Here is a 19,223-nt window from a genome sequence, read left to right on the forward strand (position 1 = left end):
AGGCCCGCTCTATCGACGGCTCGCCCGTCCAATTCGGAAACCGGCAATATTTCAGTCGCTTGACCCAGTATGGATGCTTCGTCAGAAACGCAAGCATGAACGCGGACATCGCCGCCACCCAAAGGATTGCCCGGCTGGCACCGCTGGCCGATGTGTTGGCCTTGCTGAGCCGGATCGCTCCGGTAGCTGCGCGGGAGGTGCCGGTTGCGCAGGCGCTGGGTCATGTGCTCGCTACAGATGCGATCGCGGCAAAGGCACAACCAGCGACAGCCTTGGCGGCACGCGATGGCTGGGCCGTGGATGCCGATGCCACGCGCGACGCCGGGCCCTATGCGCCGATGATGTTGCCGCCATCGACCCGGCGCATCGATGCCTTCGCACCGATGCCGCCCGGAACCGACGCCGTCGCTCCGATCGACGCTGTCACGGTCATTGGCGGCCTGATGCAGATCGTCGCACCGGTTGGACCGGGTGAAGGCGTGATGCCACCCGGCGGCGATGCCGAAGGTGGCGCCGTCCTGCGCAAGGCGGGAAAGCCTTTGCGCGCGATTGACATCGCCTCGTTCGCGGCGCTCGGCTTGATGCAAGTCAGCATCCGCAAGCCGCGCATTCGCATCGTGCTTGCAAGACGCGACGATGCAATTTTGCAATCGATCGGCGATTTCTTCACGAGCGCTGCAAGATCAGCCGGCGCCGATGTGACGCTGGCTGACGATCTCGATGCCGGCTTGCGCGACACCGGCATTGACGCGTTGATCGGCGTCGGCGGCACCGGCAGTGGATGCAACGATCGCGCCATCACGGCATTGTCGCACGCGGGCACATTGGCGTGTCACGGCATCGGAATATCGCCGGGAGAAACGGCCGCTTTCGGTCATGTGGAGAAACGGCCGGTGTTGCTCGTTCCCGGCCGCATCGATTCAGCGCTTGCCTGCTGGTTGACGCTGGTGCAGCCGCTGATTGTGAAACTCAGCGGCTGCGTCACAAATGAATTCGTCTTTTCCGCAAAACTGTCGCGAAAGATAACCTCCACCATCGGTCTTGCCGAAGTCGTTCCTGTCCGCCGCGACGGCGACACAATCACGCCGCTCGCATCCGGCATGCTGCCGCTGCAAATGTTATTGCAAGCCGATGGATGGGTACTGGTGCCAGCGGACAGCGAAGGTTATCCGGCCGGCACCATTGTTCCGGTGAGGCCGCTGCCGTGACTCAATTGCCGAAGCCTGAAGAGGCGCTCATCGATGCGGTGCGCCGCGCTGCGCGGCAGGAGCAGTTTCTCGAAGTCGTGTCGGCTGACGAAGCGAAACGGCGTTTCGGGCGCCATCTCGACCTGTCGCCACGCGGCACGCAAAGCATCGCCTTGTCGAACGCGCTTGGCCGCGTGCTCGCAGCCGATGTGCTGGCGCCGCTCGATGTGCCGCCCTTCGACCGCTCGGGTGTCGACGGATTTGCCTTGCGCGCGAGCGACACCACTGGCGCGAGCGACGCAACGCCGCTGCGGCTTCGCCTCAACCGCGAAGTGATCGCCTGCGGTCATGCGCCGCTCATCGAAGTGTCGCCGGTCACAGCAACGGCGATTGCAACAGGCGGAGTCGTGCCGCGCGGTGCCGATGCCGTGATCATGATCGAGCATACCGAGTTGCTCGACGATTCCGAAACGCCGTCCGTTGAAATCCGGCGCTCCGTCGCGCCCGGACAATTCATCGCCTATGCCGGCTCTGACATTGCGCGCGGCGAAACCTTGCTGCGCAAGGGCACTCTGCTCGGTTCGCGCGAGATCGGCATGCTCGCCGCTTGCGGCATCGCCACCATCGATGTGGTGCGAAAGCCAAAGGTCGCGGTGCTCTCGACCGGCGATGAGCTGGTGCAACCCGGCGAAGACCTCGGCCCTGCCAGGATCTATGACAGCAATGGCGCGATCATCGCCGCCGCCGTCACCGAAGCCGGCGGCGAGCCGGAGGCCTATGGCGCATTTCCCGACGACGAGACGTTGCTCGGCGATGCCATGCGCAAGGCACTAGCGGACGCCGACATGCTGATCCTGTCGGGCGGCACGTCGAAAGGCGCGGGCGATCTTTCACATCGCATCGTCTCGACGCTCGGCCAGCCCGGCATCCTTGTACACGGCGTCGCGCTGAAGCCCGGAAAGCCGCTTTGCCTTGCCGTCGCCGACGGCAAACCGGTTGTCGTGCTGCCCGGCTTTCCAACATCGGCCATCTTCACGTTTCATGCCTTCGTCGCACCTGTCATTCGCGCGCTCGCTGGTCTCCCGCCCGAAAACCCGAAGACGCTCACCGTGCGTGTGCCGACACGCGTTCCTTCCGAACTGGGCCGCAAGGAGTTCGCGCTCGTCGCTCTGGTGGAAGGTTCCGACGGCATGATCGCATTCCCCTCGCCCAAAGGATCGGGCTCGGTCACCACCTTCTCGCAAGCGGACGGCTTCATCGAGATCGATGCCCTCGCCAGCGCACTCGACGCCAATACGACAACCGAAGTCACCTTGATCGGCGCCGCGGCTCGCGCGCCCGACGTCGTCATCATGGGCAGCCATGATGTGGCGCTGGATGTCGTCGTCGGCGCATTGGCCGAGCGCGGCTTCACCGCGCGCACCATCGCGGTCGGCAGCCTTGGCGGTGCCGTCGCAGCGCAGCGTGGCGAATGCGACATCGCGCCCGTTCATCTCGTCGATCCGCAGAGCGGGGCCTACAACACGCATCTCGTGCAGGACGGGCTGTCACTAGTGAAGGGCTGGCAGCGCTCGCAGGGCTTTCTCTATCGCGCCGGCGACCCGCGCTTTGAAGGCAAGAGCGCCGATCAGGCCATCGCGGCGGCTTTAGCCGATCACTATTGCCTGATGGTCAACCGCAATGCCGGCTCCGGCACCCGCATCCTGATCGACCAGAAGCTCAAAGGCGCTCGCCCGCCCGGCTATGCCAACCAGCCGAAATCGCACAATGCCGTTGCCGCGGCGATCGCCCAGGCGCGGGCCGATTGGGGCTTTGCGATCGAGCCGGTGGCGCGCATGTATGGCCTCTCCTTCCTGCCGGTCGCACCGGAGGAATACGATTTCCTCATCGTAGACAGCCGCAAGGATCGTCCCGCCGTTCGCGCCTTCCTCCAAGCGCTGCAGGACGACAAAGTGCGACAACGCATCCGCGCGCTTGGTATGCGCCCCGCCAATGATTAGCTTTCCCTGGCGGACCTATGGCCGCATTTCAAATTGGCGATCAGACGATCTGGCATTCCGCCATTCGTCGTTTTTACGGTAAACAGTCTCGCATGCGCATTATTGGCCTCGCTGGCTGGAGCGGTTCCGGCAAAACCACGTTGCTGACAAAGGTCATCCCGCGGCTCACTGCCCGCGGCAAACGCGTGTCCACGCTCAAGCATGCGCATCATGCGTTTGATGTCGACCGGCCTGGCAAGGATTCGTTCGAACATCGCTCCGCAGGCGCGACGGAAGTGCTGGTCGTGTCCGGCAATCGCTGGGCCTTGATGCACGAATTGCGCGGCGCGCCAGAGCCGGAACTGCCGCAACTGCTGGCCAAGCTCTCCAATGTCGATCTGGTTCTGGTCGAAGGCTTTAAGCGCGAGCCGTTTCCGAAGCTTGAAATTTATCGAGCCGAGAACGGCAAGCCGTTACTGCATCCCGATGATCGCTGGATCGTCGCGATTGCGTCCGATACGCCGCTGCCCGACGCCAAGGTGCCGGTCGTCGATCTCAACAATATCGACGGCATCGCCGATCTTCTTTTGGCAAAGGCCATTCCCATCAGTGAAGTGAAAACCCACGCGGACGCGATCTGATGGCGCAACTCACCGACGATTGCTTTGCGTTTTCCGGACCGCTGCTTCCCGTCGGCGACCTCGAACGCATCATCGGTGAGCGTGTATCTCCCGTTGCGGAAACCGAGACCATTCCGCTTGCAAAAGCCCGTGGCCGCACACTGGCGAAAGACATTGCCGCACCGATCAATCTGCCGCCGTTCGATAACTCGGCGGTCGACGGCTACGCCGTGCGCCATGCCGATCTCGATCCGCAATCGGACACGCGGCTGGCCATCGCCGAACGCATCACCGCCGGGCGCGCAGCCGCGCAGCCGCTTGCGCCCGGCCAGGCGATCCGCATCTTCACCGGCGCGCCGATGCCGAAGAACGCCGACACCGTCTTCATGCAGGAGGACGTGCAGACCGAAGATGGCGTGGTGATCGTTCCGCCGGGCCTGAAACGCGGCGCCAATCGCCGCCTGGCCGGCGAAGATGTGCGCCTCGGTTCTGTGGTGCTGCCGGCCGGCCGCATTCTGTCCTTTGCCGACATTGCGCTCGCCTCGGCGATGGGTTTAACCGAACTGACGGTGCGGCGGCGCATTCGCGTCGCGCTGTTCTCGACCGGCGATGAACTCGTCGAGCCCGGCACGCCGCTGCGCACAGCGACGCTCTACGATGCCAATCGCGCGCTTCTGGCCGGACTGATCAACAGCCTCGGCGCGGAGACGACCGATCTCGGCATTCTGCCCGACGATCCGGCCCAGCTCGGTGACGCGCTGAAAGCCGCAGCGGATGGCCACGATCTCGTTCTGACCTCCGGCGGCGTCTCCACCGGCGAAGCGGATCATGTCCGCAATGCGGTCGAGGCGGTCGGCAAGCTTGTGTTCTGGCGCGTCGCCATCAAGCCGGGACGGCCGGTGGCGATGGGTGTTATCTCCGGCAAACGGGCGGATGCGAATGCCGCATTCGTCGGATTGCCCGGCAATCCGGTCGCGGCTTTCATCACGTTCGTTCGCGTGGTGCGTCCGCTGATTATGCGGCTGTCCGGCGCGGTTACAGCGCCTCTGGTGGCATTGCCGGTGCGCGCGGCTTTTCCCTATCGCAAGAAGAAGGGCCGGAGAGAATATGTGCGCGTGGCGTTGACGCGCGCCGATGACGGCGTGATCGAGGCGAGCAAGTACAAACAGGACGGCGCCGGCGTCATCACATCGCTGACGGAAACCGACGGCCTTGTCGAACTCGGTGAAGATACAACCGACATCGCACAGGGCGATATCGTCGGCTTCCTGCCCTACGCGGTTTTGACCGGCTAAAGCGTTTTCCAGCGAAGCGAGTCCCGGTTCGCGTGAAGAAAACGCGTCAGCCAAAAACCTGAAGCTCGCGCGCGATCTCGTTCGCGCGGGCGCGATCCTCCGGCGTATTCACGTTGAAGAAGGGATCGAACGGCGTGTCCGGCCATTCGGCAATGGCGACGCCATGCCGCGCGGTCCAGACTTCGATCTTGTGCAGGTCTTCGTCCACCAGCGCGTGACGTAGGTCGTCACGCAGCGCGACGTTCCACAATCCGACCACCGGATGCCGCCAGTCGCCCGAACGTGCGCAGGCGAGTTTCGTGCCCTCCTGTTCGCGCACGGCATGCAGGCGCTGCACGAGATCAATCGGCAGAAATGGACAATCGCCCGGCACGCTCACCATCCATTCGACATCGGGGCGATGCACGGCGAGCCAGTCGAGTCCTGCGAGAATGCCGGCGAGCGGCCCTGCGAAATCGGGGATATCGTCCGAGACGACGGGAAGACCGAACCTTGCGAAACGTTGCGGATCGCCATTGGCATTGAGGATGATGCCATCGCATTGCGGCGTCAGCGTCTCGAGCACGCGATCGAGGATGGCGCGACCGCCGATTTCGATCAGCGCCTTGTCACCGCCGCCCATCCGGCGCGCGAGCCCGCCAGCGAGAACGAGGCCGAGAGTGGGGGCCACTGACTTTGCCACGCGCATTCTTCACCCTCCCCTGGAGGGGGAGGGTCGGAGCGCTTGAGCGTAGCGAATGCGCGCCGGGGTGGGGTGACTTGCACCGCTAAAGTTCACCCCCTCCCGACGCGCCATGCCGCGTTGCTTATGGCGCGTCGACCTCCCCCCTCCAGGGGGAGGTGAAGTAAAGAGAATTCGCAGCACATCAATCATCATGCATCGCTGCCTTGCGCCGATGCTTGGAACTCTCTTCCTCGACATAGCTGAGGTCCTGATCGAACACGATGCGGTCGAGACCCGCGAGCGCTGTGAAGCGCTTGCCACGGGCGCGGCCAATCAGCGTCAGATTGGCCTTCCGTGCCAGATCCACACCCCACGCCGTAAAGCCGGAACGCGACACAAGGATCGGAATGCCCATGCGCACGGTCTTGATCACCATCTCCGACGTGAGACGGCCAGTCGTATAGAAAATCTTGTCGCCTGCCGGCACCTTTTCACGAAACATCCAGCCGGCGATCTTGTCGACGGCGTTATGGCGGCCGACGTCTTCCATATAAACCAGCGGCCTGTCCTCATGCGCCAGCACGCAGCCATGGATCGCGCCGGCTTCGAGATAAAGCGATGGCGTCGTATTGATCTTGTTGGTCAGCGCATAAAGCCATGACGTACGGAATTGCGTCTGCGGCAGCGTCACGCCCTCCAGCGCTTCCATCAGATCGCCGAACACGGTGCCCTGCGCGCAGCCGGAGGTCTGCACTTTCTTCTTCAGTTTCTCTTCGTAATCGGTCTGCCTCTCCGTGCGCACCACGACGACCGACAATTCCTCGTCGTAATCGACCTCGGTGACGATATCATCCGGCTGCAGCATGCCCTGATTGAGCAGATAGCCGATGGCGAGATAATCGGGATGATCGGCGATGGTCATCGCGGTCACGATCTCCTGCGAATTCAGAAAGATCGTCAGCGCGCGCTCGACCGTGACAACGGTCTCGATCTCGGCGCCAGTCTGGTCAATGCCGCGCACACGCTCGGTCAGCCGCGGATCGTACGGATCGGGCTTGATCAGATAATCGTCGTCTTTTTTCGCGGTCATCCAACCGTCTTTATCCGAACGGAAGTTTCAATCCCGGCGGCAGCGGCAATCCGCCGGTCAGCCCCTTCATCTTCTCGGCCATCACGCTTTCGGATTTCTTGCGGGCGTCGGCATGCGCCGTGACCAGAAGGTCTTCCAGGATTTCCTTCTCTTCCGGCTTCATCAGCGTATCGTCGATCTTCACGGCTTTCAGATCGCCCTTGCCGGACAGCGTCACTTTCACGACACCACCGCCGGAGACGCCTTCGACCTCGACGGCTTCGAGTTCGGCCTGCATCGCCTGCATTTTCGATTGCAGCTCGGTGGCCTTCTTCATCATGCCCATGAAATCGACCATGGCTTACCTTTCATCATCCAGATCGTTGTCGGCGTCACTATCCTCAAATGGCATATCGCCATTCGTCGGCACCGGATCAACCTCGCGCGGCCGCACTGCGACAATCTCGGCTCCCGGAAAGCGTTCCAGCACAGCCTGCACCAACGGATCGCTGCGCACACCGCGCTTCAGATCGGCCTCGCGCGCTTCGGCCTGCGATTTCAGCGTCGGTTCGCCGACCTCGCGCGACAGCACCACGACCCATTGCCGGCCCGTCCATGCCTTGAACTTCGCCGCCAGATCGTTGACCAGCGAATGCTGGGCGCCCTGCTCCAGCGCGATTTCGAGCTGCCCATCCTCGCAGCGCACTAGCCGCACGTCCCGCTCCAGCGCCGTCTTGATCTGCAGATCGCGCTTGTCGGTCGCGAGCTTCACCAGCTCTTCGAAATTGTTGATCACCAGACCCTGCGGTGCAGGCGCCTGTTCGATGGAGCGCGGAACAATGCTCAAGGCCGGCGCACCGGACCCGCGCGGCGCACCGCGCGGCGCTTCAACGCGGGGCGCGAAGCCTGCGCCCGATGACCCCGTATTGGTGAACGATGCCGATGCACCGCCGCCATTGGTGCGTGGCGCCGAGACCGGCGCACTCTCCGCCGCCGAACCATGACCGAGCGAGCGGATCACATCGTCCGGCGTCGGCAGATCGGCGGCATAGGCAATACGAACGAGCAGCATTTCCGCTGCCGCGATCGGCCGGCCGGCCTGCTGCACTTCCGACATGCCCTTCAGCAGCATCTGCCACGTGCGCGCGAGAATGCGCATCGAGAGCTGCGCTGCAAATGTTTTGCCGCGCGTGCGTTCCGACTCGCTGAGCGACAGATCGTCGGCGACGGACGGCACCAGCTTCACACGCGTGACGAAATGCGTGAATTCGGCCAGATCGGACAACACCACCGCCGGATCGGCGCCGGAATCGTATTGGTCGCGCAATTCCTTCAGCGCCGCAGCGATATCGCCACGCAGCAGCATCTCGAACAGATCGACCACGCGCGCGCGGTCTGCAAGACCGAGCATCTGCCGGATATCGTCGGCGCGCACTTCGCCTGCGGCATGGGCGATCGCCTGATCGAACAGCGACAGCGAATCGCGCACCGAACCTTCGGCCGCGCGCGCAATCAGCGCCAGCGCCTCGGTCTCAACTTTGACGTTTTCCTTGTCCGCGATGTTCGACAGATGCCGCACCAGCAAATCGCCATCGACACGCCGCAGATCGAAGCGCTGGCAGCGCGACAGCACGGTGATCGGCACTTTGCGAATTTCCGTCGTCGCGAATACGAATTTCGCATGCGGCGGCGGCTCTTCCAGCGTCTTCAGCAGCGCGTTGAACGCTGCGCCAGAGAGCATGTGCACTTCGTCGAGGATATAGACCTTGTAGCGCGCAGAAACCGGCGCGTAACGCACGGCATCGTTGATCTGCCGCACGTCGTCGACGCTGTTATGCGAGGCCGCGTCCATTTCCAGCACGTCGATGTGGCGGCTTTCGATGATCGCCTGGCAATGCTCGCCCATCACCGGCATGTCGATGGTCGGCCCTTTGATCGAGCCGTCCGGCAATTGATAATTGAGCGCCCGCGCCAGAATGCGCGCCGTCGTCGTTTTGCCGACCCCGCGCACGCCGGTGAGAATCCACGCTTGGGGAATGCGGCCTGTTTCGAAGGCATTGGAGACGGTCCGGACCATCGCGTCCTGGCCGATCAGGTCGGCGAAGGTGGAGGGGCGATAGCGGCGGGCCAGCACGCGATAGCCGGACGCGGTGTCAGTTGCAGCCGCCTGCGGCGCAGTCTGACCCGGCGAACGATTTTCGGCGTCGCTCATTCCCTGTTGGGCTTTCCGTCTGGAGCTTCCGGGTCCGCGGCGCCGGCGCGTGGCCCGGCCACCGTTCAAGAAATAAGTGGGAGGCTGACGAGCGACCCGAACCGGAGCTCGTTAGGGCTGCTTCCTTCCGGACCTGACCCGGTTGGCGAGTGGCTCGCCCACCGCCAACCTCCCGCGCTTTATATCGGGCCTTAGCGCTCCGAAAGCAAGCATATCCGGCGCCGTCGTGATAACCTGCCGTTCCCCGCAATACCTTGGATATCCACATGAATTCAGACGGCTGGTCGCTGCACCCGCAATTGGAGCGGGACACGATCCTTCTTGGCGATATGACGCTGTCTCGCGTCCTCATCATCAAGGACGCCAATTACCCCTGGTTGCTGCTGGTTCCGCGCCGGCCGGCGATCGTCGAAATCATCGACCTCGACGAGGTGGAGCAGGCGCAGCTTACGGTGGAAATCGCCCGGGTCAGCCGCGCCCTGAAAGACGTCACCAAATGCGACAAACTGAATGTCGCCGCGCTCGGCAATGCCGTGCCGCAGCTGCATGTCCACATCATCGCCCGCCGCAAAACCGACAAAGCCTGGCCGAAACCCGTCTGGGGCGCGGCGGAGCCGCTCACCCACGACACTGCCGAGTTGGGCCGCTTCATGACTGCCATGCGCAAGAAGCTCTGGGTGTCGTGATAAGAAGATGAGCTTCGGACATTTTATTCCGCTCGTCCCCGCCAACGGGTCCGCGCAAAGCGCGGCCCAATGACAGGCTCCGGCGGAGACCCAGAAACAACAAGACTGGATTCCCGCTTTCGCGGGAATGAGCGAGTATGGAAGGCATGAGCGCAAAAAGGATTGATTTAACAATGCAGAAGGCGCTCACATTCGGCCCTTGGCCGCAACTCGGCTATATCGACAGCGTCATCTCGCGCGCCGCCGAGTACCGGACCGACACCGCTTTTCTGGATGCCTGCGCAGCGAATGACGCTTGCGGATTCTATCTCGTCGGCGGCGAGATGGTGCTGTTGAAGAACGGCGGCGCGCTTCATGATCCCCTGTTCGCGCCCGCCGAGATTGCATCGATGACAACTGCGCCGGAACGCATCTTTCTCGGCTTGCAAGACAAGGCCGCGCGTTTCGGACTTGCCATTGCTCCCGAGCTTACCGAAGCGATGAAGAACGACAACCGCTTCATCGTCACCGATTTGCGTTCGATCGCGGTTCAGGGCCTCGTTGCACCGGACCATCTCGCGCCGCTCGCCGAGGCGAAAGCATTACTCCACTGGCACGCGCGGCATCGCTTCTGTTCCAATTGCGGACACAAGACCGATGTTGTGCAAGGTGGCTGGCGGCGCGATTGTCCGCAATGTCATGGGCAACATTTCCCCCGCACCGATCCCGTCGTCATCATGCTGGCGATCCGTGGCGACCAGTGTCTGCTCGGGCGGCAGGCGCGATTCGGACAAGGCATGTGGTCGTGTCTGGCTGGCTTCGTCGAGCCCGGCGAAAGCATGGAAGAGGCCGCACGGCGCGAAACGCTTGAGGAAGCGGGCATCATCTGCGGACGCGTGAAATATTTCGCGTCGCAGCCCTGGCCGTTTCCATCATCGCTAATGATCGGCTGTCACACGGAGGCCGTCTCCGAAGCCATCACCGTCGATCAGAACGAGCTGGAAGATGCGCGCTGGTTCTCGCGTGACGAAGCCGCGGCAATGCTGCTGCGACAGCATCCGGACGGATTGAGTACCCCGCCCCCTGTCGCCATCGCCCATCACATCATCCGGGCGTTCGTCGAGAAGGGAGACGGCGTTCTTGAAGGATGAGGCGCATGTATGCGGCGGCAACGGAATGCCGCAACGGAAGCTCATAAATTGGGCTTTACATAGAAATATTTTCTATTATAACGCCTACATTGGTTCCATTTTTGGAATATTATTCCAATGCACCAGCTCGACGCGATCGATCGCAAGATCCTTCTGACCCTCCAGGAGGATGCGTCCCTCTCGGTGGCCGAAATCGGCCAGCGGGTCGGCCTGTCATCCACACCGTGCTGGAAGCGCATCCAGCGTCTGGAGGCCGAAGGGGTCATCCAGAAGCGGGTTGCCATCGTCGATCAGGCCAAGGTCGGCCTCGGCATCACCGTATTTGTTTCGGTCGAGACCGACGATCATTCGGAAAGCTGGCTGAGCAATTTCGCAGCGACCGTGAGCGCGATGCCGGAGGTGATGGAATTCTACCGGATGGCCGGCGATGTCGACTACATGCTGCGCGTCGTCGTCGCCGACATGCATGCCTACGATCTGTTTTACAAAAAACTGATCGCCGCATCGCCGCTGAAGAATGTCACATCGCGCTTTGCGATGGAGAATATCAAGTCGACGACCAGCCTGCCGATTCCTTAAATCCGCTGGAATATGCGTCAGGTCTTTTTTACGGTTTCCGAGAGCCGCGGCCGCATGAATATCTGCTGGCTCAGCGTCAGGGGACCGGTGACGTAGCCCATCGCCGGCGAATAATCATATGTCGCCTCGCCCCACACCAGTGACGTGTTAGGGGTTTTCAGCGCATCAGGCACCGTGACGCTGTCTCCTGTGCCATGACCGGAATCCTTATTCGCCCGGCTCCAGACGATCTTGGCATTGCCATTGTTATCGATGCTGACGACCGACACGATGACTTTCGCATTCGCTGCGGAAAACGGTGCAAGGATGGCAGTCGATGCGCCAAGCGCTGCATCGACGCCGGAATTATCGATCGTGGAGACCTGTGAAACAAGGTCCGCTACCGTCCGCGCGGTCATTTTCACCTTGCGATCGACGATGACACCCTGAGACACTTCGACCAGGCCAAAATAGAGCAACACCATCAACGGCAGGATCAGCGCGAATTCGACGGCCGAGACACCGCGCTTGTCCTGCGCAAAGCGCGACAAACGCCGCCGCACGGATTGTTGCAGTGAAAAGACAAGAGAATGCATTGGAACGCGACTCATTGGGCCACGGAAAACGGCTCGTTTCTGAAAGCTGCGGTGGCCAACAGCAACCGCTTTTCACCGGTCAGATCGGAAAGATTGAACCCGAGCAGCGACAGATGAATAGGCCATTGATAGCCGAGACGCACCACGACGATATCGCCCGGCCCTCCCGGCGCATAGGTCGGATTCAATGTCAGCTTGCCGTCTGCATCGATCGGCTTGGAATTATCGATCGAAGCAAACGAGTTATAAGTGCGGACATCGACGATCAACCCGCCCTCGCAATCAAACAAGGCGTATACGCGGGCGCAGACTTCTTGCTTGAACTTTGCCGCATCGAATTTCTGCGATTGCGCCTGGCCCGTCAGGATCAACCGTCCGGAATTCGCAGCCGCCGTTTCAAGCGTCTGTCCGGCAAAGAAGATCAGGGCCGTCTCCATGATGGCGAACATCAACATCAGGAAGGGCACCATAACGAAAGCGAATTCGACGGCGGCCGCACCATCCTTGCGGCGCAGGAACCGGCATAGAAGACGCGGCGCTTTCGAGCGCGCCGCACCGAATAATTTTTGCTTGAACGTCTTGGACATGAGGTGACCCGAAACGCTGGCGCCGATGACGTCGGCCAGCATTACGGGAGGTGTATCAAAACCGTCTTGTCGAACCGTTGCGCCGTTTAATGACAAAGCGCTGGTGGAACTTTACGGGTTGTAAACCAAGCCGTCGCAGCCGCTTATTTCGAATTGCTCATGCCCGAAGCCTGAGTGTTCAAGGTGGTCGTCTGGGCCAGGGTCTGCGCAAAGAATGCTTCGGCATCACCTGGCACGATGCGCGGCGCGCAGGTTGGCGTACAGCTATAGGTTTCGCGATTGACACCTTTGTACACGACGACCGTGTCAAGCGACGGACCGCTGACCCGCACCCGCTTTTCGAGGAGCACATCTCCCTTGCGGTCGAGGGCGATCAGATTGGTCGTGCCATACCCCTTGCCCGTCATCACCATCAGGCCGCCGGGCTGCAAGGTGGCATCGGCAATCAGCGGATTGCCAATAACAATCGTCGCGACCCGCTCCGGCAGTTTCACGAGCCGCGCCTGATCGAGCACAAGGCTTAAAGAACCGACCGCAGCGCCATCGGCGTAAGCCGGAGACATCCAGAGCGCTGCGGCCACCACGGCCATCCGCGCCACACGACGCATCCAGGCATCAATGCGGGACCCGCCAGACATATAACCCGTACTCCGAACGCAACACGACGCGACTGCACTACCGATTTTTTACCTTCACTTCACTGCGAAAAGATGAATCGCCGACCAGGGCTGTCCTGTCATTCTCGTCCCGGATCGAACGTTAATCGGAGATCCGCCCGGATGGAGGACAATACCGTCCCTCTCCCAAGTTGATTCAAACTTTTCTTAACCACCGCACCAAACTGAGAGACTTTTTTTCGCAAAACTTTTTGGGTTAAGGCCCCTGCAATGGCGCCTTGCTACGGTCCGCCAACCTGATATCGACCCCGTAAAGCGCGGACAGAATCCACACATGCGAAACATCGTCATCCGGTTTGCAAAGGACGAAACTGCGTCCGCCGCCATCGAATATGGATTGATTGCAGCCGGCATTTCCGTCGCGATAATCGCGGTGGTTCAAGGAATTGGCAGAAAGCTCGCAACCACATTCGAAGCTACGCAAGGCTTCTGACGAGATCGACAGCTGCTCTATCGCGAACAAGGCTCCGGCATGATCCGGAGCCTTTTGATTTTCCGGCGTCGGAACACGCATCCCTAACGAGTTCTGAACGACTGCCGCAAAAGCCGGGGCATCGATCTTACAGTTTTTTCAAAAGCGCCTGTTAGCTTCGCGTCACTGCCGGTTGCCCCGGCTGTCTGGTTCACAAACAAGTTCAATGCTGTCTCAACGGAGAGATTACAAAATGTCGACGCTCAAGAAATTTTTCAACGACGAGTCGGGTGCAACCGCCATCGAATATGGCCTGATCGCCGCCGGCATCGCCGTTGTCATCATCACGGCCGTCAACGGTCTCGGCGACAAGGTGAATAAAGCCTTCGAAACCGTGCGCGACGAGATGAAGTAATATTGCCCGGTTGAAGCCGCGTTCCGCTGCAATTTTATCCAGCGGGCGCGGCTTTATCGTTTATGGCGGCGTTCGCGTCGAGTTCGCTAACCGAACTGAAATAGCTACCACCTACCGTCGTAAAAGCAAGAAAAGAGCAGGTGTGAGTTCCTCCATGACCATGATGCTGACAGATACGCTTCGGCTGTGCCTGTTTCCGCTGCTCATGGCTTTTGCTGCTTGGAGCGATCTCTTCACGATGACGATCTCCAACCGCGTATCGCTGATCCTGATCGCAGGATTCGCACTCCTGGCGGCGTTGATCGGGATGAACGGTGCCCAGATCCTGTCGCATGTCGGCGCTGGCGCCCTCGTGCTTGCGGTCACTTTCACATTCTTTGCCTGCGGATGGATCGGCGGCGGCGATGCGAAACTCGCAGCGGCCACAGCGCTCTGGCTTGGTTTCGATCCTCTGATGAACTATCTGCTATATGCATCGCTGTTTGGCGGCGCACTGACGCTGCTGCTTCTGCGCTTTCGCACGCTGCCATTGCCGGAAGCGGTCAGCGGACAGGAATGGGTCCTGCGTCTGCATAACGCGAAATCCGGCGTGCCTTATGGCATCGCCCTCGCCGCGGCGGCGTTGGCGGTTTATCCAAGCACGGTATGGATGCGCCCGTTGGGCCTGTGAGCTTAGCGCTTCATACAAAATTAACTTGGTTTGCAAACCGCTTGTTAACCACGAATTGACCTTTGGATGGTGAAACTACCATCGAGGCCAACGCCCGGCCGTCTGTGTCATTTGCGGGAAGTGAAGCGTAATGAAAGCCGCACGTCTTGTGGTGCTGGGAATCGCGGTTGCGGCTGGCGGCCTCGCTGCGCTGCTCGCTGGCCGGTCCGACAAGCCAGCACCGCCACCGGCGCCGGTTGTCCAGCTCGAGACCGTGGACGTCCTCGTGGCGAGCTCGGACATCGGCCGCGGCACGGCGGTGAAACCGGGCGAATTGCGCTGGCAGACATGGCCGGCTGCGTCGGCCGGACCGAGTTTCATTCGCAAATCGAACCGGCCGGACGCGATCGAGCAACTGTCCGGCTCCATCGCCCGCGGATCGTTTGCGGCAGGTGAACCCATCCAGGAAGCGCGCCTGATCAAGGCCGGCGCATCGGGTTATCTCGCCGCTGTGCTGCCTAGTGGAATGCGCGCCGTCTCGACCGAGATTTCCGCCGAAACCAGCGCCGGCGGCTTCGTCGTTCCGGGTGACAGCGTGGATGTGATCCTGACCCGCCGCGATCATGCCGCGGAAAAGCAGGGCGCTGGAGACACGTTCGTCAGCGAGACCATTTTGTCGAATGTCCGTGTGCTGGCCATCGACCAAAGCGTCAGCGATCCGCAGGGCCAGAAGACGATGATCGGCAAGACCGTGACACTTGAGCTGACTCCCGGCCAAGCCGAAACGCTCGTGCTCGGCAAACAGCTCGGCAACTTGTCCCTGGCGCTTCGCAGCATCGTCGACACCGCTCCCGGTTCCGGCGACGACATCGACAGAAATGCAAATCGCGGCAACGGAATCAACATGGTCCGCTTTGGCGTGACGACAAAGGCCACGCCAAAATGACGACGACCGGAAGGAACTGCTTGATGACGCATGATCGCTCGGTGCGCCGGCCGCTGGTCGCGATGCTTCTCGCCGCGTTGCCGATGATCGCGAGCGCGCCTGCAATGGCCGCGGAACCGGACACCCCGGTCATCTCGGTCGTCGGCAGCGAAGCCAGTTCGCGCCCGGTCTCTCTGGGTATCGGCAAGGCCGTCGTCATCGATCTGCCGCGCGATGCCAAGGACGTTCTCGTGTCCGATCCGGCAATCGCCAATGCCGTGGTTCGCTCGGCCCGGCGCGCTTATATGATCGGCGTCAAGGTCGGCCAGACCAGTATCTTTTTCTTCGATGCCGCAGGCCGCCAGATCGCCGGTTTCGATATTGCGGTGAAACGCGACCTCAACGGCATCCGCCAAGCCATCCGCCAGGTGCTGCCGAACAGCGATATCCGCGTCGAAGCCCTGGGGGCGGAAGGCATCGTGCTCTCGGGCTTTGCAAACAATCAGGCTGACGCGCAGACCGCTTACGAAATCGCCGCACGTCTGCTCGGTCAGGGTACAGCGGGCATCACCGCTGCGGGTGACAAAGTGGTGAATGCCATTGTCGTCAAGGGTCGCGACCAGATCAATCTGCGCGTCACTGTCGCTGAAATGCAGCGCGATGTGATCAAGCAGCTTGGCGTCGATCTGAACGGCTCGTTCAACATCGGCTCGGCCGTGGTGAATTTCAACAACAACAATCCGTTCCCGATCAATGGCGGTCCGCTGGTGACGTCTTCTGGCCCGTTCCCCAATATCGCCGGCGGAAACAACGTTACGGGTACCTTCCGCTCCATCAATGCGACGCTGCGGGCGATGGAACGCGCCGGTATTGTCCGCACCCTCGCCGAACCGAACCTCACCGCGATTTCCGGCGAAGCTGCAAACTTCCTGGTCGGCGGCGAATTTCCGATCATTTCCGGTGTGAGCTGCAATCCGCCGGGATCCAATGCCTGTCAGAACACGGTCGAGTTCAAGAAATTCGGCGTCAGCCTCGCTTTCCTGCCGGTCGTTCTGTCGGAAGGACGCATCAGCCTGAAAGTCACGACCGAAGTGTCCGAGCTGTCCACCGAAGGGGCCATCGTGACCGCCGGCTTCACCATCCCCGCGCTGCGCGTGCGCCGCGCCGACACCACGGTGGAAATTCCCTCCGGCGGCTCGCTGGCGCTGGCCGGTCTGATCCAGGAGCAGACGAAGCAGCAGATCAACGGCTTTCCGGCCCTGATGCAGCTTCCGATCCTCGGCACGCTGTTCAAAAGCCGCGATTACAACAACCGGCAGACCGAGCTGATGATTCTCGTCACGCCTTATGTTGTCCGGCCTGTCGCGCAGAAGGATTTGTCGCGGCCGGACGACGGTTATGCCGATACCGCCGATCCGTCGGCCGTGTTTCTCGGCCGCCTGAACAGGCTTTACGGCATCGCCGGGAAAGTCGAGCCGGGCAAGGCCTATCGCAATCAATACGGTTTCATTCTCGACTAAGCGTCGGATGAGGAGACGATCGATGTCAGTCCAAAGTTTCGCGATCGGCCGCAGACGCGACGTCAGAACGGCAATCCGCATCCTCAGTGTGGTGCTGGCCACATCCACCCTCGTCGGCTGCAACGCCTACAGGGTCAAGGAAACGCTTGAAGTCCCCAACGACTATCGCAAGCGCCATCAGATCGGTTTGCGGGAAGGCACGCGCACGGTCGAACTGTTCATCGGTCAGAGCCGTGGCTCGCTGAATCCGGCACAACGCGCCGACGTGCTGGCATTCGCACAAAACTGGAAACGCGATTCGACGGGCGGCATCGTCATTGAAGTGCCAAAAGGTACGCCGAACCAGTTTGCGGCGTCGCAGGCCGGCCGTGAGATCAATTCCATTCTGATGGCGTCGGGCATGCCGCCGCAGACCGTTGCGATGCGTTCGTATCAACCGGAAAGTCCGGCGCAATTGCCAACGGTCCGGCTGAACTATTCGACGATCAAGGCCGATGCCGGCCCCTGCGGCCTGTGGCCCACCGATCTTGGCCCGGCACCGGAGCCCTTTTACGCCTCGAACAAACCCTACTGGAATCTCGGCTGCGCCAATCAACGCAACCTGGCGGCCATGGTCGATAACCCTGCCGATCTGGTCCAGCCGCGCGGCGAAACCCCAGCCTGGACGTCGCGCCGGACGATGGTGCTGGAGAAATACCGCCGGGGTGAAAGCCCCGAGACGATTTATCCGAACCGGGACAGGGCCACTATCAGCGACGTCGGCAATTGATGACAAACGCCCTTCAAAACGCAGCGCAGAATTTGCCAGCGGCTGAAGCGCCGGCCCGCGATGAGCACATCGCGCCGGCGCCACGCATTTCCATTCAGGCCTTCTGCGAATCGGTGGAAACCGCGGCGGCCGTGCAATCGGCCGGCGAGGATCGCCGCATGGCCAAGGCGCATCTGAAGATTCAGATGGGCGGCATGACAGCGGCCACCGAGGCCTATCGCTCGGCGCCAACGCCCAACGTCATCATTCTGGAATTCGAGCAGCGGCCCGACATCATCCTTGCCGGTCTCGATTCACTGGCGGAAGTTTGCGACCCCGGCACGCGAGTCATCGTCATCGGCAGACACAACGACGTGACGCTGTATCGGGAACTGGTTCGCCGCGGCATCAGCGATTACCTGATCGCGCCCGTCAACACGCTGGATATCGTACGCTCCGTGTGCAGCCTTTACTCCGCGCCCGATGCGAAGCCGGTCGGCCGCATTCTGGCGGTCATCGGCGCGAAAGGCGGCGTTGGCGCATCGACCATCGCGCATAACGTCGCCTGGTCGATCGCGCGCGATCTGTCGCTGGATTCGGTCGTCACCGATCTCGACCTCGCTTTCGGCACGGCCGGACTGGATTACAATCAGGACCCGCCGCAAGGCATCGCCGATGCCGTCTTTTCGCCCGAACGCGTCGACACCAACTTCGTCGACCGGCTGCTGGCGAAATGCTCCGACAATCTCAGTCTGCTGGCTGCGCCGGCGACGCTCGAACGCGTCTATGATTTTGGCGCCGATGCATTCGACGCGATCTTCGATTCGCTCCGCGCCACGGTGCCATGCATCGTTCTCGACGTTCCGCATCAATGGACCGGCTGGACCCAGCGCACGCTCCTCGCCGCCGATGATATCCTGATCGTCGCCACGCCGGATCTCGCCAGCCTGCGCAACGCCAAGAACCTTGTCGATTATCTCAAGACCGCGCGGGTGAACGATCACCGGCCGTTCTATGTTTTGAACCAGGTCGGCGTGCCGAAGCGTCCTGAAATCAAGCCGTCGGACTTCGCCAAGGCGCTGGACGATCACCCGGCCGCCATTATTCCTTTCGAGCCGCAACTGTTCGGAACGGCCGCGAATAACGGCCAGATGATCGCTGAAGTTTCGAACGGCCACAAAGTCGCGGAGACGTTCCGTCAGCTCGCGCAAGTGATGACCGGACGCTCCGAGGCAAAGAAATCCAAAGCCGGATTGTTCGGGCCGATCCTGGAGATGCTGCGCAAGTAGTCGGT

21 protein-coding genes and 1 other RNA gene are annotated in these 19,223 nt (G+C 61.4%); 14 read left to right on the top strand and 8 right to left on the bottom strand.

The features are described 5' to 3' along the window. Nucleotides 1–95: 95 nt before the first annotated feature. From CAK95_RS29065 to CAK95_RS06575, 4 genes are all read left to right on the top strand, one after another. Nucleotides 96–1,208: a MoeA family protein gene (locus CAK95_RS29065; RefSeq protein ID WP_120265424.1), complete on the top strand. Its 1,113-nt coding sequence runs from the start codon at nt 96–98 to the stop codon at nt 1,206–1,208. Further along, on the top strand, nt 1,205–3,187 hold the full coding sequence (locus tag CAK95_RS06565; protein ID WP_245303651.1) for a molybdopterin biosynthesis protein: 1,983 nt from the start codon (nt 1,205–1,207) through the stop codon (nt 3,185–3,187). Before CAK95_RS29065 ends, CAK95_RS06565 begins: the two co-directional genes overlap by 4 nt. Before the next feature lie 92 nt (nt 3,188–3,279). Beyond that, the gene (gene mobB, locus CAK95_RS06570; RefSeq protein WP_086091244.1) at nt 3,280–3,807 is read left to right on the top strand and encodes a molybdopterin-guanine dinucleotide biosynthesis protein B; all 528 of its coding nucleotides are present in this window, start codon (nt 3,280–3,282) and stop codon (nt 3,805–3,807) included. Continuing rightward, a complete protein-coding gene (locus CAK95_RS06575; protein ID WP_086087190.1) occupies nt 3,807–5,081 on the top strand; it encodes a molybdopterin molybdotransferase MoeA in 1,275 nt (424 codons plus the stop codon). The genes mobB and CAK95_RS06575 overlap by 1 nt, the downstream gene beginning before the upstream one ends. 46 nt (nt 5,082–5,127) lie before the next feature. On the opposite strand, the gene mobA is transcribed toward CAK95_RS06575, so the two are convergent. From mobA to ffs, 5 genes are all read right to left on the bottom strand, one after another. Beyond that, nucleotides 5,128–5,769, bottom strand: a complete 642-nt coding sequence (gene mobA, locus CAK95_RS06580) for a molybdenum cofactor guanylyltransferase MobA (RefSeq protein ID WP_086087191.1) — start codon at nt 5,767–5,769, stop codon at nt 5,128–5,130. A gap of 178 nt (nt 5,770–5,947) precedes the next feature. Then, a complete protein-coding gene (locus CAK95_RS06585; RefSeq protein WP_086087192.1) occupies nt 5,948–6,835 on the bottom strand; it encodes a formate dehydrogenase accessory sulfurtransferase FdhD in 888 nt (295 codons plus the stop codon). A 10-nt stretch (nt 6,836–6,845) separates the two neighbouring features. Next, entirely contained in the window at nt 6,846–7,172 is a 327-nt protein-coding gene (locus tag CAK95_RS06590) for a YbaB/EbfC family nucleoid-associated protein (RefSeq protein WP_086087193.1), read from the bottom strand. Nucleotides 7,173–7,175: 3 nt separating this feature from the next. Beyond that, nucleotides 7,176–9,026 (bottom strand): DNA polymerase III subunit gamma/tau, encoded by a 1,851-nt coding sequence (locus CAK95_RS06595; RefSeq protein WP_086087194.1) that lies wholly within the window; start codon nt 9,024–9,026, stop codon nt 7,176–7,178. A gap of 76 nt (nt 9,027–9,102) precedes the next feature. Then, nucleotides 9,103–9,199: signal recognition particle sRNA small type (ffs, locus tag CAK95_RS06600), an RNA gene on the bottom strand. 93 nt (nt 9,200–9,292) lie between these two features. Between ffs and CAK95_RS06605 the strand changes: the two genes are divergently transcribed. From CAK95_RS06605 to CAK95_RS06615, 3 genes are all read left to right on the top strand, one after another. Beyond that, nucleotides 9,293–9,712, top strand: a complete 420-nt coding sequence (locus CAK95_RS06605) for an HIT domain-containing protein (RefSeq protein WP_086087195.1) — start codon at nt 9,293–9,295, stop codon at nt 9,710–9,712. 173 nt (nt 9,713–9,885) lie between these two features. After that, nucleotides 9,886–10,842, top strand: a complete 957-nt coding sequence (gene nudC, locus CAK95_RS06610) for an NAD(+) diphosphatase (protein WP_086087196.1) — start codon at nt 9,886–9,888, stop codon at nt 10,840–10,842. A 117-nt stretch (nt 10,843–10,959) separates the two neighbouring features. Further along, a complete protein-coding gene (locus CAK95_RS06615) occupies nt 10,960–11,421 on the top strand; it encodes an Lrp/AsnC family transcriptional regulator (protein WP_086087197.1) in 462 nt (153 codons plus the stop codon). Between the two features lie 17 nt (nt 11,422–11,438). Here the strand turns inward: CAK95_RS06615 and CAK95_RS06620 are convergent, their stop codons facing one another. The 3 genes from CAK95_RS06620 to CAK95_RS06630 all read right to left on the bottom strand — a co-directional run bounded on the left by CAK95_RS06620 (nt 11,439) and on the right by CAK95_RS06630 (nt 13,221). Beyond that, the gene (locus CAK95_RS06620) at nt 11,439–11,996 is read right to left on the bottom strand and encodes a TadE/TadG family type IV pilus assembly protein (RefSeq protein WP_157699558.1); all 558 of its coding nucleotides are present in this window, start codon (nt 11,994–11,996) and stop codon (nt 11,439–11,441) included. 11 nt (nt 11,997–12,007) lie between these two features. Next, a complete protein-coding gene (locus CAK95_RS06625; RefSeq protein ID WP_086091245.1) occupies nt 12,008–12,583 on the bottom strand; it encodes a TadE/TadG family type IV pilus assembly protein in 576 nt (191 codons plus the stop codon). A 143-nt stretch (nt 12,584–12,726) separates the two neighbouring features. Further along, a complete protein-coding gene (locus tag CAK95_RS06630; RefSeq protein ID WP_086087199.1) occupies nt 12,727–13,221 on the bottom strand; it encodes a pilus assembly protein N-terminal domain-containing protein in 495 nt (164 codons plus the stop codon). Between the two features lie 313 nt (nt 13,222–13,534). On the opposite strand from CAK95_RS06630, the gene CAK95_RS06635 reads away from it, so the two are divergent. The 7 genes from CAK95_RS06635 (at nt 13,535) to CAK95_RS06665 (ending at nt 19,218) form a co-directional block, all read left to right on the top strand. Further along, on the top strand, nt 13,535–13,693 hold the full coding sequence (locus CAK95_RS06635) for a Flp family type IVb pilin (protein WP_086087200.1): 159 nt from the start codon (nt 13,535–13,537) through the stop codon (nt 13,691–13,693). 232 nt (nt 13,694–13,925) lie between these two features. Next, nucleotides 13,926–14,087, top strand: a complete 162-nt coding sequence (locus tag CAK95_RS06640) for a Flp family type IVb pilin (RefSeq protein WP_086087201.1) — start codon at nt 13,926–13,928, stop codon at nt 14,085–14,087. A 163-nt stretch (nt 14,088–14,250) separates the two neighbouring features. Next, nucleotides 14,251–14,757 (top strand): A24 family peptidase, encoded by a 507-nt coding sequence (locus CAK95_RS06645; protein WP_086091246.1) that lies wholly within the window; start codon nt 14,251–14,253, stop codon nt 14,755–14,757. A gap of 130 nt (nt 14,758–14,887) precedes the next feature. After that, nucleotides 14,888–15,682 (top strand): Flp pilus assembly protein CpaB, encoded by a 795-nt coding sequence (gene cpaB / locus CAK95_RS06650; protein ID WP_086087202.1) that lies wholly within the window; start codon nt 14,888–14,890, stop codon nt 15,680–15,682. A gap of 23 nt (nt 15,683–15,705) precedes the next feature. Continuing rightward, entirely contained in the window at nt 15,706–17,181 is a 1,476-nt protein-coding gene (locus CAK95_RS06655; protein ID WP_086087203.1) for a type II and III secretion system protein family protein, read from the top strand. Between the two features lie 22 nt (nt 17,182–17,203). Beyond that, on the top strand, nt 17,204–17,950 hold the full coding sequence (locus CAK95_RS06660) for a CpaD family pilus assembly protein (RefSeq protein WP_086087204.1): 747 nt from the start codon (nt 17,204–17,206) through the stop codon (nt 17,948–17,950). Next, complete coding sequence (locus tag CAK95_RS06665; protein WP_086087205.1) at nt 17,950–19,218, top strand: CpaE/TadZ family protein; 1,269 nt, start codon at nt 17,950–17,952, stop codon at nt 19,216–19,218. Before CAK95_RS06660 ends, CAK95_RS06665 begins: the two co-directional genes overlap by 1 nt. The last annotated feature ends 5 nt before the right edge of the window (nt 19,219–19,223 follow it).

The organism is Pseudorhodoplanes sinuspersici (genome assembly GCF_002119765.1).
GTDB classification, from domain to species: domain Bacteria; phylum Pseudomonadota; class Alphaproteobacteria; order Rhizobiales; family Xanthobacteraceae; genus Pseudorhodoplanes; species Pseudorhodoplanes sinuspersici.

Bases quoted from the DNA above. Each gene is read 5' to 3' on its own strand.
- CAK95_RS29065 (WP_120265424.1), top strand. From the start codon at position 96: ATGAACGCGGACATCGCCGCCACCCAAAGGATTGCCCGGCTGGCACCG.
- mobB (WP_086091244.1), top strand. From the start codon at position 3,280: ATGCGCATTATTGGCCTCGCTGGCTGGAGCGGTTCCGGCAAAACCACG.
- CAK95_RS06575 (WP_086087190.1), top strand. From the start codon at position 3,807: ATGGCGCAACTCACCGACGATTGCTTTGCGTTTTCCGGACCGCTGCTT.
- mobA (WP_086087191.1), bottom strand. From the start codon at position 5,769: ATGCGCGTGGCAAAGTCAGTGGCCCCCACTCTCGGCCTCGTTCTCGCT.
- CAK95_RS06585 (WP_086087192.1), bottom strand. From the start codon at position 6,835: ATGACCGCGAAAAAAGACGACGATTATCTGATCAAGCCCGATCCGTAC.
- CAK95_RS06590 (WP_086087193.1), bottom strand. From the start codon at position 7,172: ATGGTCGATTTCATGGGCATGATGAAGAAGGCCACCGAGCTGCAATCG.
- CAK95_RS06595 (WP_086087194.1), bottom strand. From the start codon at position 9,026: ATGAGCGACGCCGAAAATCGTTCGCCGGGTCAGACTGCGCCGCAGGCG.
- CAK95_RS06605 (WP_086087195.1), top strand. From the start codon at position 9,293: ATGAATTCAGACGGCTGGTCGCTGCACCCGCAATTGGAGCGGGACACG.
- nudC (WP_086087196.1), top strand. From the start codon at position 9,886: ATGCAGAAGGCGCTCACATTCGGCCCTTGGCCGCAACTCGGCTATATC.
- CAK95_RS06615 (WP_086087197.1), top strand. From the start codon at position 10,960: ATGCACCAGCTCGACGCGATCGATCGCAAGATCCTTCTGACCCTCCAG.
- CAK95_RS06620 (WP_157699558.1), bottom strand. From the start codon at position 11,996: ATGCATTCTCTTGTCTTTTCACTGCAACAATCCGTGCGGCGGCGTTTG.
- CAK95_RS06625 (WP_086091245.1), bottom strand. From the start codon at position 12,583: ATGTCCAAGACGTTCAAGCAAAAATTATTCGGTGCGGCGCGCTCGAAA.
- CAK95_RS06630 (WP_086087199.1), bottom strand. From the start codon at position 13,221: ATGTCTGGCGGGTCCCGCATTGATGCCTGGATGCGTCGTGTGGCGCGG.
- CAK95_RS06635 (WP_086087200.1), top strand. From the start codon at position 13,535: ATGCGAAACATCGTCATCCGGTTTGCAAAGGACGAAACTGCGTCCGCC.
- CAK95_RS06640 (WP_086087201.1), top strand. From the start codon at position 13,926: ATGTCGACGCTCAAGAAATTTTTCAACGACGAGTCGGGTGCAACCGCC.
- CAK95_RS06645 (WP_086091246.1), top strand. From the start codon at position 14,251: ATGCTGACAGATACGCTTCGGCTGTGCCTGTTTCCGCTGCTCATGGCT.
- cpaB (WP_086087202.1), top strand. From the start codon at position 14,888: ATGAAAGCCGCACGTCTTGTGGTGCTGGGAATCGCGGTTGCGGCTGGC.
- CAK95_RS06655 (WP_086087203.1), top strand. From the start codon at position 15,706: ATGACGCATGATCGCTCGGTGCGCCGGCCGCTGGTCGCGATGCTTCTC.
- CAK95_RS06660 (WP_086087204.1), top strand. From the start codon at position 17,204: ATGTCAGTCCAAAGTTTCGCGATCGGCCGCAGACGCGACGTCAGAACG.
- CAK95_RS06665 (WP_086087205.1), top strand. From the start codon at position 17,950: ATGACAAACGCCCTTCAAAACGCAGCGCAGAATTTGCCAGCGGCTGAA.